13 protein-coding genes are annotated in these 15861 nt (G+C 34.1%); 6 read left to right on the forward strand and 7 right to left on the reverse strand.

Annotated elements, in window-relative coordinates; genetic code table 11:
- Positions 1–2: 2 nt before the first annotated feature.
- From ACZ2G2_RS06175 to ACZ2G2_RS06200, 6 genes are all read left to right on the forward strand, one after another.
- Positions 3–1055: a type III polyketide synthase gene (locus ACZ2G2_RS06175; RefSeq protein ID WP_470394543.1), complete on the forward strand. Its 1053-nt coding sequence runs from the start codon at positions 3–5 to the stop codon at positions 1053–1055.
- Positions 1056–1185: 130 nt separating this feature from the next.
- On the forward strand, positions 1186–1983 hold the full coding sequence (locus ACZ2G2_RS06180; RefSeq protein ID WP_470394544.1) for an SDR family oxidoreductase: 798 nt from the start codon (positions 1186–1188) through the stop codon (positions 1981–1983).
- Between the two features lie 2 nt (positions 1984–1985).
- Positions 1986–2426 carry a 3-hydroxyacyl-ACP dehydratase FabZ family protein gene (locus ACZ2G2_RS06185; RefSeq protein WP_470394545.1) on the forward strand — a complete coding sequence of 147 codons (441 nt, stop codon included), beginning with the start codon at positions 1986–1988 and terminating at the stop codon, positions 2424–2426.
- 60 nt (positions 2427–2486) lie between these two features.
- Positions 2487–3758: a beta-ketoacyl-[acyl-carrier-protein] synthase family protein gene (locus ACZ2G2_RS06190; protein ID WP_470394546.1), complete on the forward strand. Its 1272-nt coding sequence runs from the start codon at positions 2487–2489 to the stop codon at positions 3756–3758.
- Positions 3759–4009: 251 nt separating this feature from the next.
- Positions 4010–4264 (forward strand): acyl carrier protein, encoded by a 255-nt coding sequence (locus ACZ2G2_RS06195; RefSeq protein ID WP_218700878.1) that lies wholly within the window; start codon positions 4010–4012, stop codon positions 4262–4264.
- Positions 4261–4818, forward strand: a complete 558-nt coding sequence (locus tag ACZ2G2_RS06200; RefSeq protein ID WP_470394547.1) for a 4'-phosphopantetheinyl transferase family protein — start codon at positions 4261–4263, stop codon at positions 4816–4818. The genes ACZ2G2_RS06195 and ACZ2G2_RS06200 overlap by 4 nt, the downstream gene beginning before the upstream one ends.
- Here ACZ2G2_RS06200 and ACZ2G2_RS06205 read toward each other — a convergent pair.
- From ACZ2G2_RS06205 to ACZ2G2_RS06235, 7 genes are all read right to left on the reverse strand, one after another.
- Positions 4808–5719: an ABC transporter ATP-binding protein gene (locus ACZ2G2_RS06205; RefSeq protein WP_282069631.1), complete on the reverse strand. Its 912-nt coding sequence runs from the start codon at positions 5717–5719 to the stop codon at positions 4808–4810. The two genes, ACZ2G2_RS06200 and ACZ2G2_RS06205, sit on opposite strands and share 11 nt — an antisense overlap.
- Before the next feature lie 71 nt (positions 5720–5790).
- Entirely contained in the window at positions 5791–7239 is a 1449-nt protein-coding gene (locus tag ACZ2G2_RS06210; protein WP_470394548.1) for a TolC family protein, read from the reverse strand.
- Positions 7232–10483 carry an efflux RND transporter permease subunit gene (locus ACZ2G2_RS06215; protein WP_090836944.1) on the reverse strand — a complete coding sequence of 1084 codons (3252 nt, stop codon included), beginning with the start codon at positions 10481–10483 and terminating at the stop codon, positions 7232–7234. Before ACZ2G2_RS06215 ends, ACZ2G2_RS06210 begins: the two co-directional genes overlap by 8 nt.
- 25 nt (positions 10484–10508) lie before the next feature.
- Positions 10509–11591, reverse strand: coding sequence for an efflux RND transporter periplasmic adaptor subunit (locus ACZ2G2_RS06220; RefSeq protein ID WP_090836943.1), 1083 nt, complete (start codon positions 11589–11591; stop codon positions 10509–10511).
- Between the two features lie 149 nt (positions 11592–11740).
- Positions 11741–12151, reverse strand: coding sequence for a hypothetical protein (locus ACZ2G2_RS06225; RefSeq protein WP_470394550.1), 411 nt, complete (start codon positions 12149–12151; stop codon positions 11741–11743).
- Between the two features lie 141 nt (positions 12152–12292).
- Positions 12293–13549, reverse strand: a complete 1257-nt coding sequence (locus tag ACZ2G2_RS06230; protein WP_470394552.1) for a hypothetical protein — start codon at positions 13547–13549, stop codon at positions 12293–12295.
- 102 nt (positions 13550–13651) lie between these two features.
- Positions 13652–15823 (reverse strand): prolyl oligopeptidase family serine peptidase, encoded by a 2172-nt coding sequence (locus tag ACZ2G2_RS06235; protein WP_470394553.1) that lies wholly within the window; start codon positions 15821–15823, stop codon positions 13652–13654.
- Positions 15824–15861 lie beyond the last annotated feature (38 nt).

Raw genomic sequence — 15861 nt, forward strand, 5'->3', positions numbered from 1 at the left:
ATATGAGCGTAAAAATAACAGCAGTAGCCAAACAACTTCCAAAGTACACTAGAAAAACTAAGGATATTATTCCTTTTTTAAAACTTTGGATGACTGGTCAAGACGACCGTTTTCAGCGTAAAGTAATCAAACTTTTTGAAGGCGCAGGAGTGGACAAGCGCTACTCTATAATGGATGCAGAAGAAGTTTTTACAAATACATCTTTTCAAGAAAAAAATGATATTTACGCTCGTGAAGTAGTAAAATTAGCAGAGCAATCTTTGGTAAAAGCATTAGATAAAGCAGCGCTAAAACCAACCGATATCGATTATATTATTACAGTAAGTTGTACAGGTATTATGATTCCTTCTGTAGATGCTTATTTGATAAATAATCTAAAGATGAGGCATGATATTGTTAGGTTACCTGTTACGGAAATGGGATGTGCAGCAGGTGTTTCAGGTATTATTTACGCCAAGAATTTCCTAAAAGCAAACCCTAATAAACGGGCAGCTGTCATTGCGGTTGAGTCGCCAACAGCAACGTTTCAGCTAGATGATTTTTCAATGGTTAACATAGTAAGTGCTGCCATTTTTGGTGATGGTGCAGCAAGTGTTATTTTATCGTCTTATGAAGATGAAGTAGGACCAAAAATAGTAGATGAAGCCATGTATCATTTTTATGATGCCACAACCATGATGGGTTTTAAATTGGTAAACACAGGGTTACAAATGATTTTAGATAAGGCTGTTCCTGAAACCATTTCAGAACATTTCCCTATGATTGTCCATCCGTTTTTAGAACGCAATAACATTACAATTGAAGATATTGATCATCTTATTTTTCATCCAGGAGGGAAAAAAATAGTGCAAACTGTAGAAGATTTATTTGGATCCTTAGGGAAGAATATAGACGACACAAAAGAAGTCTTGCGACTTTACGGAAACATGAGTAGCGCAACTGTTTTGTATGTTTTAGAACGCTTTATGGATAGACCATTACCAAAAGGCGATAGAGGATTAATGTTGAGTTTTGGACCTGGTTTTTCAGCACAACGTATATTATTAGAATGGTAATTATAAAGGCAAATGGTAATTGCTATGTCATGCTCAATTTGTCGAAGCTTTTTAATGTTATCAAAATATTTTAAAATTTAACGTCACACTGAGCGCAGTCGAAGTGTCTGAGAAACAAAATTTATTAGTTATGACAAAAGATTTTCAGCATAAAAACTATTGGGCACTCATTTTAGGAGGTTCAAGCGGATTGGGTTTAGCTACAGCAAAAAAGCTAGCTAAACATGGTATGAATATTTGTATTATTCACAGAAATTCAAGAACTCAGGAAGCCGAAATTAACAGCAATTTTGATATAATAAAAGCAGAAGGAGTACAGTTTAAATCGTTAAATGTTGATGCTTTTAAGCAAGAAAAAAGAACGCAAATTATTTCTGAATTAAAAGTAATTTTAGGCTCAGAAGGAAAAATAAGAACATTAGTACACAGCGTTGCTAAAGGGAATTTAAAACCAATGTTGGATGACCAAAAACCAACACTTAAAACTGACGATTTCAATTTAACAATAAACGCTATGGCTATTAGCTTGTTTGATTGGACTAAAGCTATTTTTGAAGCAGAATTATTCGCAGAAGATTCAAGAATCATAAGTTTTACAAGTGAAGGCAATACAAAAGCATGGAAAAATTACGCAGCAGTTTCTGCAGCAAAAGTAACATTAGAAGCCATTACTAGAAATATTGCTTTAGAGTTTGCGCCTTATGGTATTAGAGCCAATTGCATCCAAGCAGGAGTAACAGATACAGCGTCTTTACGTATGATTCCTGGAAGTGATAAAATTAAAGAACACAGTTTATTGCGTAATCCATTTAACAGATTAACATTACCGGAAGATGTTGCAAATGCAGTGTATTTGTTATCTAAAGATGAAGCTAGCTGGATCAATGGTTGTGTGATTCCTGTTGATGGAGGCGAACATATTAGTTAAAAATGACAAAAGAAAAAATCATATTACTATTACCATATCAAGAGCCATTTCTATTTGTGGATGAATTAAACACGATTTCTAATGAAGGCGTAACGGGAAGTTATACTTTTAAAAAGGACGAGTATTTCTACAAAGGACATTTTAAAGACAATCCAATTACGCCAGGCGTGATCTTAACGGAATGTATGGCGCAAATAGGTGTAGTATGTTTGGGTATTTATATGTTGAAGGATGAAATTTCAGAAGATAATAAACCTCAAATAGCTTTAACGTCAAGTCAAGTAGATTTCTTTTTACCTGTTTTTCCAGGCGAAACAGTGATTGTGGTTTCAGAAAAAGAAGTCTTTCGTTTCAATAAATTGAAATGTAAAGTAAAAATGTTTAATCAGAAAAATGAATTGGTTTGTAGAGGACAGATTTCAGGAATGCTGAAAGCAGAATAATACCAATTGTAAACGATAGATCAAACTGAGTTTGTCGAGGTGTATTTTAATTAATAAAGTATGAAAAACAGAGTCGTAATAACAGGTTTAGGAGTCGTTGCACCAAATGGAGTAGGTGTCGACGCATTTACTAAGGCTATAAAAAATGGTGTATCCGGAATTACTTTTCATCAACAATTAGCAGATTTAAATTTTTCGTGTTGTATTGGTGGAATTCCTAATATTTCCGAAGAAAAAAAGTTAGAATACTTAACACCCTTACAACTAAGAGGCTTTAATAGTTCTGGTATTTTATATGGTTGTATTGCAGGAATGGATGCTTGGAAAGATGCTGGTTTTGAAGTTGATCCTGACAATGATTTAGACTTTGATTCGGGTACTGTTTTTGGGACAGGAACCTCAGGAGTAGACAAGTTTAGAGAGGCTATTTATAAGTTGGATGACAAGCAGGTAAAGCGATTAGGAAGTACAGTTGTGGTACAGACTATGGCTAGTGGAATTAGTGCTTTTTTAGGCGGAATTTTGGGCTTAGGTAACCAAGTAACTACAAACTCATCTGCATGTACCACAGGTACAGAAGCTATTTTAATGGGTTATGAACGTATTAAAAACGGACAAGCAAAACGCATGTTGGTTGGTAGTTGTAGTGACGACGGACCCTATATTTGGGGAGGATTTGATGCTATGCGAGTGATGACATATAAGCATAATGAAACTCCAAAAGAAGGCTCTAGACCAATGAGTGAAACAGCAAGTGGTTTTGTGCCAGGCGCAGGAGCAGGCGCTTTAGTTTTAGAGTCTTTAGAAAGTGCTTTAAAAAGAAAGGCGACTATTTATGCTGAAATTTTAGGCGGAAATATAAACTCTGGAGGACAACGTGATGGAGGGACAATGACCGCTCCAAATGCTAAAGCTGTGCAACGTTGCATACAAGATGCGGTTAAAGATTCGGGCATTTTAGCCGAAGATATTGACACTATAAATGGGCATTTAACAGCGACTTCAAAAGACAGTTTGGAAATCGAAAATTGGACAAAAGCATTAGGTAGAAGCGGAACGGGTTTTCCGTATATAAACTCTTTAAAAGCGATGGTTGGTCATTGTTTGGCAGCTTCGGGTAGTATAGAAAGTGTAGCTACTGTATTGCAGTTAAAACATCAATTTGTGTTTCCTAATATTAATTGCGAGGACGTGCACCCTAAAATATCTGCACTAATTTCTGAAGAAAAAATTGTAAAACAGACTATTAATACAAGCCTTAATATTGCAGCAAAAGCCAGTTTTGGTTTTGGTGATGTTAATGGTTGTGTGATTTTTAAAAAATATAAATAGGATCTTCGACAATCTCAGACTGACATTGGTTTTTCATATTTGTGATTGTAATAAACATTTTAATTTCGATATTGCCAATTGTGTATATAGATGTCAAAGTGAGCTTGTCGAAGAGTAATAAATATTATAACCTTGGATATTGCCAATTGTGATTATAAATGTCACACTGAGCTTGTCGAAGTGCTAAAAAAAAGAGATATTTAAAAATATATTTACGCTTACGCTGAAATAGAAAACAGAAAAATCACACTATGACTAAAGAAGAACTTATCGCGAAACTAAAAACTATTGTACAACCGTATATTCAAAACGAAGACGCTTTTAATAATTTATCTGAAGCGACTGATTTTATAAATGATCTTAAAATAAATTCAGCAAATTTAGTAGATGTTATTCTGGATGTAGAAGACGAATTTGATATTAGAATAGAAAACGACGACATGGAAAAAATGACGTCTGTAAAAGCAGCAATGGATATTGTAAACGAAAAATTAGCAGCAAAATGATAGGCAATGATATTGTCGATTTAAAACAAGCTGCTAAAGATAGTAATTGGAAACGTCCACGTTTTTTAGATAAAATTTTTACGCCAAGAGAGCAGCGATTAATTTGGTCTGCTAAAGATCAAGACCAAATGGTTTGGCTACTTTGGAGCATGAAAGAAGCTGCGTATAAAGTAAATGTACAACAGTTTGGGACACGGTTTTTTAATCCAAAACGTTTGGAATGTACTTTACTTTCTAATTTAAAAGGAGAGGTGATTATTGAAGACAATCGTTATTTTATAGAGTCTATAATTACTGAAGATTTTATTTATTCTATTGCGTTAATAGCGTCTGATAAAAGTTATAAAAGTGAATGGTTTTTAGATCATAGTCAAGACTATGGCGCACAGAGCAAATGCCTAAAAAGGAGCTTTTTAAAAACGTTGAATTTAGATGAAGTAACTATTATTAAAAACAATATTGGTGTGCCTAAACTACAGCATAACAGTGACTTGTTAGATGTCTCTTTTTCGTTGACACATCATGGTGCTTTTAGTGGTTATGCTATCTTGTGATTTCTAAATACTGAGTAGTATTTTTTTCTAAGTTTGTTTTACTCTCAAAAAACACAACATCATCATCTAATAAGGCTTCAATTAAGTAATAGTGTCCTTTAAAATAAGCGTGTATTACTGTAGCTTTAAGCTCAGAATTGGTTACCATTTTTAATTGATGTGCGTATATTATAGCATCACCAATAATATTAAACTCGCCAAAAAACGAAGCTATTAATGGTGCTTCTGGATTTTTGAATAAATTTTCTGGACTATCATTAACAACAATTTTGTTGTCGTACAAAACAATCATTCTGTCTGCAAAACCTAAAACATCTTCTCTGTCATGTGTTGCAACAACACATGTAATGTTTTTATCTTTTAAATATCTAAAGACATTACGTCTAAGTGATTGTTTTTGGAAGTTATCAATATGACTAAAAGGCTCGTCTAATAAAATAATTTCTGGCTGTTTTGCCAATGCACGTGCTAATGCTACACGCTGTTTTTGACCACCACTTAAGGTTTTTACTTTTGTTTTAGCAAGTTCAGTAAGTTCTACAACTTCTAGTAACTCTGCAGTACGTTCTTTTTTTTCTTCTGGAAAAAAATTAGAAAGGTGTTTACCAATGTTTTCTTCAACGGTTATAAAAGGCATTAAGTCAAATTCTTGACTTACGTATTTCATAAAGTCGTAACCTACAACTAAATTATATTTTGGTCCCAAAACTTGTTCATCCTTCCAAAAAATTTGACCTTGATTTAAGTCGGATTCGCCAAAAATAAGATTTAATAGTGTGCTTTTTCCTGAGCCACTTTCTCCGATAATGGCTACGTTTTCACCTTGTTTAGCAGTAAAAGAAAGGTCTTTTAAAACAGGTGTTTTATTATAAGAAAAGGTAAGATTTTTAACTGTCAGCATAACACAAAAATAATATAAAAAAACCGCTCAATTACTTGAGCGGTTTTTAAATTTAAAAAAAACATGACAATTTAATTCCAACCGCCACCTAAAGCCTGATATAGTTTTACGTTAGCTAATAACTGGTCCCTTTTAGTTTCTATAATTTCAATTTTAGAATCTAAAGCTTCTCTTTGGGTTAGCAACACTTCTGTGTATTCTGCTCTAGCAGATCTAAATAACCTAAGCGATAAGTCTATAGATTCTGTAAGTGCTTGCACTTGATCTTCTTTAAGCTGGTAGCTTTTTTTAAGATTATCCACATTAGACAACTGATTTGTAACTTCAATAAACGCATTTAAAATGGTTTTTTCATATTCAAAAAGAGCTTGCAATTGTTGGTCAGTTGCATTTTTATATTCTGCCTTTATCGCATTTCTGTTAATTAATGGCGCTACAATATCGCCCACTAAATTGTAAAGTAAAGATTCAGGTGTGCTTGTCAAAAATTTAGGTTTAAAAGCTTCTAATCCTACACCAGCTTTAAGACCGATAGAAGGATAAAAATTAGCTTTTGCAACACTCACGTTTAGTTTAGTGGCAGACAACTCGTACTCTGCTTGTCTAATATCTGTACGATTAGCTAAAAGTTGAGCTGGAATCCCTGCAGATATACTATCAACCGTTTTTGTAATAAAATTGCTAGAACTTCTAGTTATTGTTTGTGGGTAACGTCCAACTAAAAAGTTAATTAAATTTTCTGTCTCAACTATTTTTTGCTGAATTTTAAACTTGCTGCTTTGGTTTTTATAAACATCCGCTTCAAAACGTCTTACAGCTAATAAAGTAGCTCTAGCTGCCTCTTTTTGAAGTTTCACCATTTTTAAAGCTTGTTGCTGGATCTCTAAGTTTTCTTCAATAATTTCTAATTGATTATCTAAAGCCATAAGCTCATAATACGAGCTTGCAATTTCTGTAACCAGTTGCGTTACCATAAAATGTTGACCTTCAATAGTCGCTAGATATTCTAAAACTGCTGCTTTTTTACCATTGCGAAGTTTTTTCCAAACATCAAGTTCCCAAGAGGCAGAAAGCCCGATTGAAAAATTAGTTAAAGGCTCCGGGAATTCTTCACCTTCACGGATATTTAAGTGTTTTTCTACTGCACCACTCCTAGTGTATTCACCAACTTTTTCAACTTCAGCTCCAGCATAAACACCAACAAAAGGGAGGTATTCTCCTTTTTTAGCTTTTATTTCGTTTTTAGCTATATCCACTTGCTGTAACATAATGTTTAGCTCCTGATTATTAACCAAAGCGCTATCTATTAACGCGACTAAATTAGGGTCTTTGAAAAAATCTTTCCATTGCATATTGGCAGTATTTGTCGTGTCTTCTGACTGACTTTTATACTGCTTAGGAACGGTCTTGTTTTCTGCTCTAACAATTCTGGTAGGTGCACAAGAATACAAGGATAGTATTGTTAAAACACCTATTACGAAACGTTTTCTGATCTTTATATGTTTTTTAAAATTATTCATCTTTGTTTCTTTTGCTTAGTTTTTTAAATAGACTTTTCAATTTGCTTATTTGTTCGGTATTTTCTTTTGTTTGTTTACCAGCAGATTCACTATTTCTAATAAATTCTTCAGATAATGGCTCATGAGACTCATCTTTAATAAGACTTTTTCCTTCAGCCATTTTAGCAAAAATGTAGTATAAGCCAGGGATAATTAAAACACCACCAAGGGTTCCAATAAGCATTCCTCCTAAAGCAGAACTACCAATGGTTTTATTGGCAATAGCACCTGCTCCGGATGCTACTATTAGCGGAATTAATCCAGCGATAAAGGCAAAGGACGTCATTAAAATAGGTCTAAATCTGGCTCTAGAACCTTCAATAGCTGCCTCCAGAATTGTAGCACCTTCACGTTGTTTTTGTACTGCAAATTCGACAATTAGTACTGCGTTTTTACCAAGTAATCCGACCAGCATGATAACTCCAATTTGTGCATAAACATCGTTAGCTAACCCCATTGACTTTAACAGGAAGAATGACCCGAAAACACCCACAGGTAGTGATAATATTACTGCAAATGGTAATAAAAAACTCTCGTATTGTGCGGCTAAAACAAAGTACACAAATATTAGTACTACTATAAAAATATAAGTGGATTCGTTACCTCTACTTGCTTCGTCATAAGACAGTCCTTCCCAAGCAATATCATAACCTCTAGGAAGTTCTTTAGCAGCAACTTCCTTAATGGCATTAATTGCATCTCCACTTGTAAATCCTGAAGCTGGTAAGCCTCTAATGGATGCTGAGTTGTAAAGATTATATCTTGTAATCTCATTAGGTCCTAGTTTTTTAGTGATAGTCATAAATGCAGAATATGGTACCATTTCTCCTTCTTCATTTTTAACAAAAAGCTTTTCAAGATCGGATGGTAAGCGTCTATATTCTGGTCCTGCTTGTGTGTAAACCTTAAAGAATCTACCAAAACGAATAAAACCTTGCTCGTAAGTACTACCAATTAAAATATTCAAATTTTCCATTGCTTTGCTAATGGTTACCCCTTTTTGCATAGCAATCTTGTTGTTTATTTTTAATTGATATTGTGGGTAATTTGCAGAGAAAAAGGTAAACAAACCTGTAAGCTCTTTACGTTTAGATAGAGCTTCTATAAAGTTGTTGTTAATCTCTTCAAAATGATGATAATCCGTTGAATTCGTTTTGTCTAATAGACGCATGGCAAACCCTCCAGAAGATCCAAATCCAGGAACAGCAGGTGGTTCAAAATATTCGATAACCGCACCTAAATCTTTAGTCTCTTCTTCTAGTTCTTCCATGATTTCGTGCACGGTATGCTCACGATCTGACCAAGATTTAAGATTAATTAAACAGGTTCCGGCATTAGATCCACGACCCTCCGTCATGATTTCGTAACCGGCTAAAGAGGATACTGATTCGACACCTTCTGTTTCTTCACATATTTTCTGAAGTTTTTTAGCGACTTCGTTTGTGCGTTCTAACGTTGCACCTGGCGGTGTCTGAATAATAGCGTAAATCATACCTTGATCCTCATTAGGTATAAATCCTGCTGGTAATACTTTGTTGGTAAAATAAATACCGGCACAAAAAGCAGCTAATATTCCAAAGGTTATTACGCGTCTTGCTACAATTTTATTAAGTATTTTGACATACCTACCTGTTAGTTTTTCAAAACCATTATTAAACCAGTTGATAAATTTATCTATTGGTGATTTTTTAGTTTTTCCATGGTTGTTTTTAAGTAACATGGCACATAATACAGGTGTTAGTGTTAATGCAACAATTGCTGAAATAACAATAGCACCAGCCATAGTAATAGAGAATTGACGATAGAAAACACCTACAGGCCCCGTCATAAATGAAATAGGAATAAAAACAGAAACCATCACCAAAGTAATTGCGACAATAGCCCCTCCAATTTCACCTAACACTTCATACGATGCTTTGTAGGGGGTGAGATGTTCTTCTTCCATTTTAACATGGACGGCTTCCACGACGACAATAGCATTATCGACGACAATACCAATAGCTAGTACTAATGCAAACAATGTTATTAAGTTGATGGACAATCCAAATAATTGCATTACAAAAAAGGCTCCAATTAAAGATACGGGTACGGCTATAATCGGGATTAATGTAGAACGCCAATCCCCTAAAAATAGAAATACTACAATAGCAACTAAGATAAAAGCATCTCTAAGGGTGTGTAATACTTGTTCTATAGACGCATCTAAAAAGTTAGACACATCATAACTAATTTGAAAGTCTACATCCGGTGGTAGTTCTACTTCTAATTCTGCTAATTTTACTTTTACAGCATCTATTACATCGCTACCGTTACTTCCAAACGTTTGTTTTAATACTATTGACGCGGAAGGTTTTCCGTCTAAGTTGGAGTAGATATCAAAAAACTCACTTCCTAGATTAACCTCTGCAATATCTTTTAATTGAATGATTTCTCCTTCTTTATTGGCACGGATTATAATCTCTTCGTATTGTTCAGGTTCGTTATAGCGGTCTTCATAAGTTAGTACATATTCTAAAGATTGTGCAGTCATACCAGAACTACGTCCTAGTCGTCCAGGTCTAGCTAAAATACTTTGCTCCTCCATGGCTTCTAATACTTCTTCTGCAGAAATATTATACGCACGCATACGGTCTGGTTTTAGCCAAACTCTCATGGCGTATTTTCTGCTTCCTAAAATTTGAGCGCTTGCAATCCCTTTAATACGTTGTATTTCTGGTATAACCTTAGTGTAAGCATAGTTATATAAAAACTTTTCATCATTATTTTTATCTGTGCTAGATAGGTTAACGTACATTAACATACTAGGTTGGACTGGGGATATAATAACGCCTTCACGTTGTACCAATTCTGGTAATAGTGGCATTACTTGATCCACACGTGTTTTTACTCGGACAACAGCTTCGTTTGGATCTGTGCCTGGTTCAAAAATAACACGAATGGTTGCTTCTCCGGCACTGGTTGCATCAGACGCGATATAGCGCATATCTTGTACACCATTAATGGCTGTTTCTAATGGGATTAATGTCGAATTAACTAATACTTCAGAACTAGAACCAGGATAAGCGATAAAGATATTTACCGTTGTTGGTGCTATTTGTGGGAACTGAGATATAGGAAGTTGCTTGATGGCAAGTCCCCCTATAAATAGAATGATAACCGAAATGACAATAGCCAAAACGGGTCTTTTTATAAATTGTTTAAACATGTCTTTTGTAGATTAAATTCTAAAATTATTCAGCGTATAAGTCTAACTCAGACATTACTTTGTTTGGTTCTAAAAATTTGGTTTCTATTTCTTCATTGTTTTTAACCATTCTGATACCTTCTAGTAAGATAGTATCGTTTTCAGATAGTCCTTTACTAACAATAAATAGATGTGGTAACTCTGCACCAATAGTAATTTCTTTTTGTTTTACGATATGGTCTTGATCTACAATAAAAACATAGGTTTTATCTAAGACTTGAAACGTTGCTTTTTGAGGAATAATAATAACGTCTTTAAAAGGTACTGCCATTAATACGCTACCTGTTTCGCCATGTCTTAGGATTCCATCCGGATTTGGAAACGTGGCTCTAAAAGCAATATTTCCTGTTTCGCTGTTAAACTCTCCTTCAATAGTTTCAACAATTCCTTTTTGGTTGAATTGTTTGTTGTTAGCCATTAGTAAGCCAACTTCTTTTTTAGTGTCTTTATCGGCGCTAGTAATATAGTCTAGGTATTCTGCTTCAGGGACATTAAAATAGACCCACATTTGACTATTATCAGACAATGTTGTAAGTAATTCGCCTTCATCTAAAAGGCTCCCTTCTCTTGCTTCTAAATGGTCCATGATACCATCAAAAGGCGCTGTAATTCTAGTAAAACCTAAATGTGTTTGTGCTAAAGTTACTTCAGCATTAGCTTTATCTAAATTAGCATTTGCCATGGCTAATTCGTTTTGAGAAACGACATTACCATCCGCCAATAATTTCGTGTTTTGAAACTCAATTTTGGCAGCGTCAGATTCGGCTTTAGCCTTCTGTAATTCAGCTTGATAAATATTTGGCATTATTTGGAACATGGCTTGTCCCTTTTTAACATGTTGCCCTTCGTCTACAGAGATGCTTTTTAGATAACCTCTTTCTAAGGCTCTTAATTCGATATGTCTAATAGAATGTATTTGACTAACATAATCTTTAGTTATAGTGGTGTCTTTTTTAATAGGATTGGTAACAAGAAAAGCAACGTGTTCTTTCTTTTCTTCTTTTTTAGTTTCGCAGCTTGTATGAATTAGACATGCGAATAAACCCATGAAAATGAAGATTTTTTTCATAATTTTTTATTTAAAATAAATTGGTAAAATAAAATGTGATTGCAGCAAGTCATTGCCAATACGGCACAAGACAGGCTGTTTGTGTTATATTATTTTTTTTGAAATATGTAATAAACCAATAAAAATTAGTCTATAATAGAAAGAAAAAATCAGATTATAAAGACTTCTAATCTAACATGAAGTTTTGTCGAAGGTTGACAAACGATATAGGTGAAACTGTTAGCTTCTTTTTGAAGTTTAGAAGATAAATCACTTAATAATTGAGTATGAAACAGTTTTGAAATATAACTACTAAAAGAGTTAATAGTCGTGCTACTAACGGTTTCTTCGTTTTCTGCTTCTTCGGCTTCGGTATAATCGAAAAACCATTCTGCTGTTTCGTTTTGTTGAATTGTAAAATTAGATATAGTACCTAAGTTGGCATCTACTGAAGCTTTATTTTCATGATTACCAGCTAAAGCATAGTCCGCATCAATTGCAGTATCTGCATGTGCGTTAGTTAGTCCTGTCAATAGCAAGAGTGCTAATAAGGATAAATATTTAGTGATTATTTTGTTCATTTACGAGTGCAAAACTAGAGTAATTGATTATTACTACCAAACTAAAGATTGCTTTTTAAGTCTTCTTTAAGAAGAAAAATAATGTATTAAAAAAGTCGCTCTGATTTAGAGCGACTCTTTAATTTAAAATTAGTTTTATGACTATTCTATAACAATATTACTGTTATACATTTTATAAGAACCATCCGCTTGTTTGACGCAAGGCTTATATTCTCCTTTGTAAACTTTAAAGATTATTTCTTCACCATCATTAGTAATAATAGTGTTATTTCCGTCTCCAAAATGACGAAGTGTTTTTACATCATTTTCGTAAATGTAAATTTCTGGCTTTATTTTAGAGTCTAAAGATGCAATACCAGACTTAACATTTGGAACAAAATTTTGAATCTCTATTTTAGAATAGTTTATTGGGTCTTTAGATTTGTAAGTGTATTTTCCTGCAGGTAGTGTAATTAAATATGCACTATTTGGTGTTACAGCAACAGTTACTAAGTTGTCTGAATTTTCTAATGAATTAGAGCTCTCAAAACGACTAAATATCGTTTTGTAACTTGAAGTCCAAGTATCAAAGAATCCAGTGTTTTCTTTAACTAATTCAAAATAGGTTTTAGCAGCGTTTATGTCTTTTTTTAATAAACTTGCAGAAGTTAAATTGGCGTAAATAACGCGATTTTTTATCTTGTCTTTAACTTTTTTCCCAAAATCAACATTTAATTGAGCGGTCCAAAAAGCAATAGCTTTATCTAGTGCTTCCGTATCGTTACTGTTAGTAACAATGGCATCTATTAAAGGTTTAGAAGACGTGTTAAAACTTTCTGCAACACCATCCTTTGTTTTTTTAAACAATCCAAATGGTACTTTTAGGTCCGCACTACCTGAGAATAGATGCTCATATTCTTTAAGTAAATCCTGCACGTGTTCTGTAACAATAAGTGCTTTTGTTATGTTTCTTGCATTTTTGTTTACTATACTGTATTCGCTTTTTGCTGCGGATACATTCTTTTCTACAGTTTCTTTAATGTTCAAGAGTAGTTTGTTTTCTTTATTTAACACCATGATATTGTATGTGCCTTGTAAAACAATTAATCCTGGACTAGATTTTAATTGGTTACCAGAAAAACCAACAATTACCTGTAAGTCTGCATTTTCAGTAACACGCTCTAACCCACTTAGGTTTATGCCTTCTGTATTGGATGCTATTGTTGGATTTGCTTCAGTAGCAGTATAATTCCAGTATTTTCCATCATCTTGAATGGTGTAGCTATACGTTTTAGTGTTTTTTAGAATCTCTGGTTGCTCAAAAGTAGCTTTAACGTCTTGCGTTTTAACATCCGCTTTTTGAGCTGTTGCAGTTAGTGAGGCAAAAGCAACACATGCTAGTAAAAGTATTTTTTTCATAAGTTTAAATGTTGGGGAATTGTTATGGTTGAAATAAAAAATAGCAGCAAACGGTTAATCTATTTTGCTAACCACTTGCTGCTATTTTTTTAAGTAATATTATTAGTCTTTAAAATCTTCGATTTCTGTTGGTAAAACATCAAATCCCATATTAAAAAGTGTAAAACCATAGATGTCAGCATATTGCTCTATTGTTTTACTTACAGGTGTTCCGGCACCGTGACCAGCATCAGTTTCGATACGTATTAACGTTGGATTGCTTCCTGTTTGCTTGTCTTGTAATTGGGCAGCAAATTTAAAACTATGTGCAGGTACAACTCTGTCATCGTGATCACCTGTGGTTACCATAGTTGCAGGATATTTCACACCTTCTTTTACATTATGTACAGGAGAGTACCCCATTAAATAATCAAACATTTCTTTGCTGTCTTCTGCTGTTCCGTAGTCATAAGCCCAACCTGCTCCTGCAGTAAAAGTATGATAACGTAACATGTCTAAAACACCAACTGCAGGCAAAGCAACCTTCATTAAATCTGGACGTTGCGTCATCGTTGCACCAACTAATAACCCACCGTTTGATCCACCACGGATTGCTAAAAAGTCTGATGAGGTATATTTTTGATCAATAAGGTATTCCGCAGCAGCGATAAAATCGTCAAAAACATTTTGCTTTTTTAATTGCGTTCCTGCATCATGCCAAGCTTTTCCGTATTCTCCACCACCACGTAAATTTGGTACAGCATAAATACCACCTTGTTCCATCCAAACCGCATTAGCGATGCTAAAACTAGGTGTTAAACTAACGTTGAAACCACCATAACCATAAAGAATAGTTGGGTTTTTACCATTAAGTTCTAATCCTTTTTTGTGCGTGATTATCATTGGTACTTTTGTACCGTCTTTTGAAGCATAAAAAACTTGCTTGCTCTCGTAATTTTCAGGATTAAAATCGATATCTGGTTTACGGAATAATTCTGAAGTTCCGTTTTCTATATCGTATTTGTAAATGCTGCCTGGAGTTACATAATTTGTAAACGAATAGTATAATTCTTTTTCTTCTTTTTTAGCACCAAAACCAGCTGCGCTTCCTACACCTGGTAATTTAACTTCTCTAACCAATTTACCATCGTAATCATATTGCATTACTTTAGATACGGCGTCAACCATATATTCAGTAAAAAAGTATCCGCCAGCTGTTGATGGACTTAACACATTTTTAGTTTCTGGTATAAAATCTACCCAGTTTTCTGGAGTAGGATTAGACGCGTCAACTGTAACTATTTTTTTATTTGGCGCGTTAAGGTTTGTTACTAAAAATAATTTTGACCCTTCATTAACTAATACATAGGTGTCGTTATCGGTATTACCAATAATCTCCACTAGTTTAGAATTAGGTTGCGTTAAATCTTTGATATATAATTTGTTTCCTGAGGTAGAAACACGAGGAGAAATTATTAAGTAACGGTCGTCTTCTGTTACTGACCCGTAAATGTATCTGTGTTTTTCTGAAGCTTTACCTCCAAAAATTAATTGATCTTCTTTTTGAGGTGTTCCTAATTTGTGATAGTAAACTTTGTGTTGGTCTGTTTTTGCAGACAGCTCACTACCTTTAGGCTTGTCGTAACTAGAGTAGTAAAAGCCTTCGTTTTTATACCAAGACATCCCACTAAATTTAATATCGACTAAAGTGTCTTCGACAATTTTTTTAGATTCGATATCCATAACTAATATTTTTCGCCAATCGCTACCTCCTTCAGAGATGGCGTAGGCTAAAACGCTACCGTTTTTAGAAAAACTTGTCCCACCTAAAGAGATGGTTCCGTCTTCTTTAAAAGTATTTGGGTCTAAAAATACTGTTGCTGTACTTGGGTCTTCACCGGTTTTGTATCTATAGATAACATATTGGTTTTGTAATCCATCGTTTTTATAAAAATAAGTGTATTCTCCTTCTTTAAAAGGAGCGCCAATTTTCTCGTAATTCCATAGTTTTTCAAGACGCTGTTTAAGTGCTTTTCTGTACGGTATATTGTCTAAGTATGAGTGTGTCGCTTTGTTTTCTGCTTTTACCCAAGCTTCCGTTTCAGCACTTCTATCATCTTCTAACCATCGGTATGGGTCTTTTACATCCGTTCCAAAATAATTGGTTACTGTATCTGCTTTTTTAGTATCAGGATAGTCAACGACTATATCTCTTTTTACTGCTTGTTGTTTTTCTTCTTCTTTACACGACATAATTATGGAAAGGGTTAATAGGCAAAGTGCTATTTTTTTCATGTTATAAATACGTTTTGGTTGCGACTATAAATTTAAAC

Source organism: Olleya sp. KKT75 (assembly GCF_055635485.1).

Excerpts from the sequence above, each read along its gene's own strand:
- ACZ2G2_RS06175 (WP_470394543.1), top strand. The coding sequence starts at position 3 with ATGAGCGTAAAAATAACAGCAGTAGCCAAACAACTTCCAAAGTACACT.
- ACZ2G2_RS06220 (WP_090836943.1), bottom strand. The coding sequence starts at position 11,591 with ATGAAAAAAATCTTCATTTTCATGGGTTTATTCGCATGTCTAATTCAT.
- ACZ2G2_RS06200 (WP_470394547.1), top strand. The coding sequence starts at position 4,261 with ATGATAGGCAATGATATTGTCGATTTAAAACAAGCTGCTAAAGATAGT.
- ACZ2G2_RS06190 (WP_470394546.1), top strand. The coding sequence starts at position 2,487 with ATGAAAAACAGAGTCGTAATAACAGGTTTAGGAGTCGTTGCACCAAAT.
- ACZ2G2_RS06185 (WP_470394545.1), top strand. The coding sequence starts at position 1,986 with ATGACAAAAGAAAAAATCATATTACTATTACCATATCAAGAGCCATTT.
- ACZ2G2_RS06215 (WP_090836944.1), bottom strand. The coding sequence starts at position 10,483 with ATGTTTAAACAATTTATAAAAAGACCCGTTTTGGCTATTGTCATTTCG.
- ACZ2G2_RS06205 (WP_282069631.1), bottom strand. The coding sequence starts at position 5,719 with ATGCTGACAGTTAAAAATCTTACCTTTTCTTATAATAAAACACCTGTT.
- ACZ2G2_RS06180 (WP_470394544.1), top strand. The coding sequence starts at position 1,186 with ATGACAAAAGATTTTCAGCATAAAAACTATTGGGCACTCATTTTAGGA.
- ACZ2G2_RS06210 (WP_470394548.1), bottom strand. The coding sequence starts at position 7,239 with ATGAATAATTTTAAAAAACATATAAAGATCAGAAAACGTTTCGTAATA.
- ACZ2G2_RS06230 (WP_470394552.1), bottom strand. The coding sequence starts at position 13,549 with ATGAAAAAAATACTTTTACTAGCATGTGTTGCTTTTGCCTCACTAACT.
- ACZ2G2_RS06235 (WP_470394553.1), bottom strand. The coding sequence starts at position 15,823 with ATGAAAAAAATAGCACTTTGCCTATTAACCCTTTCCATAATTATGTCG.
- ACZ2G2_RS06195 (WP_218700878.1), top strand. The coding sequence starts at position 4,010 with ATGACTAAAGAAGAACTTATCGCGAAACTAAAAACTATTGTACAACCG.
- ACZ2G2_RS06225 (WP_470394550.1), bottom strand. The coding sequence starts at position 12,151 with ATGAACAAAATAATCACTAAATATTTATCCTTATTAGCACTCTTGCTA.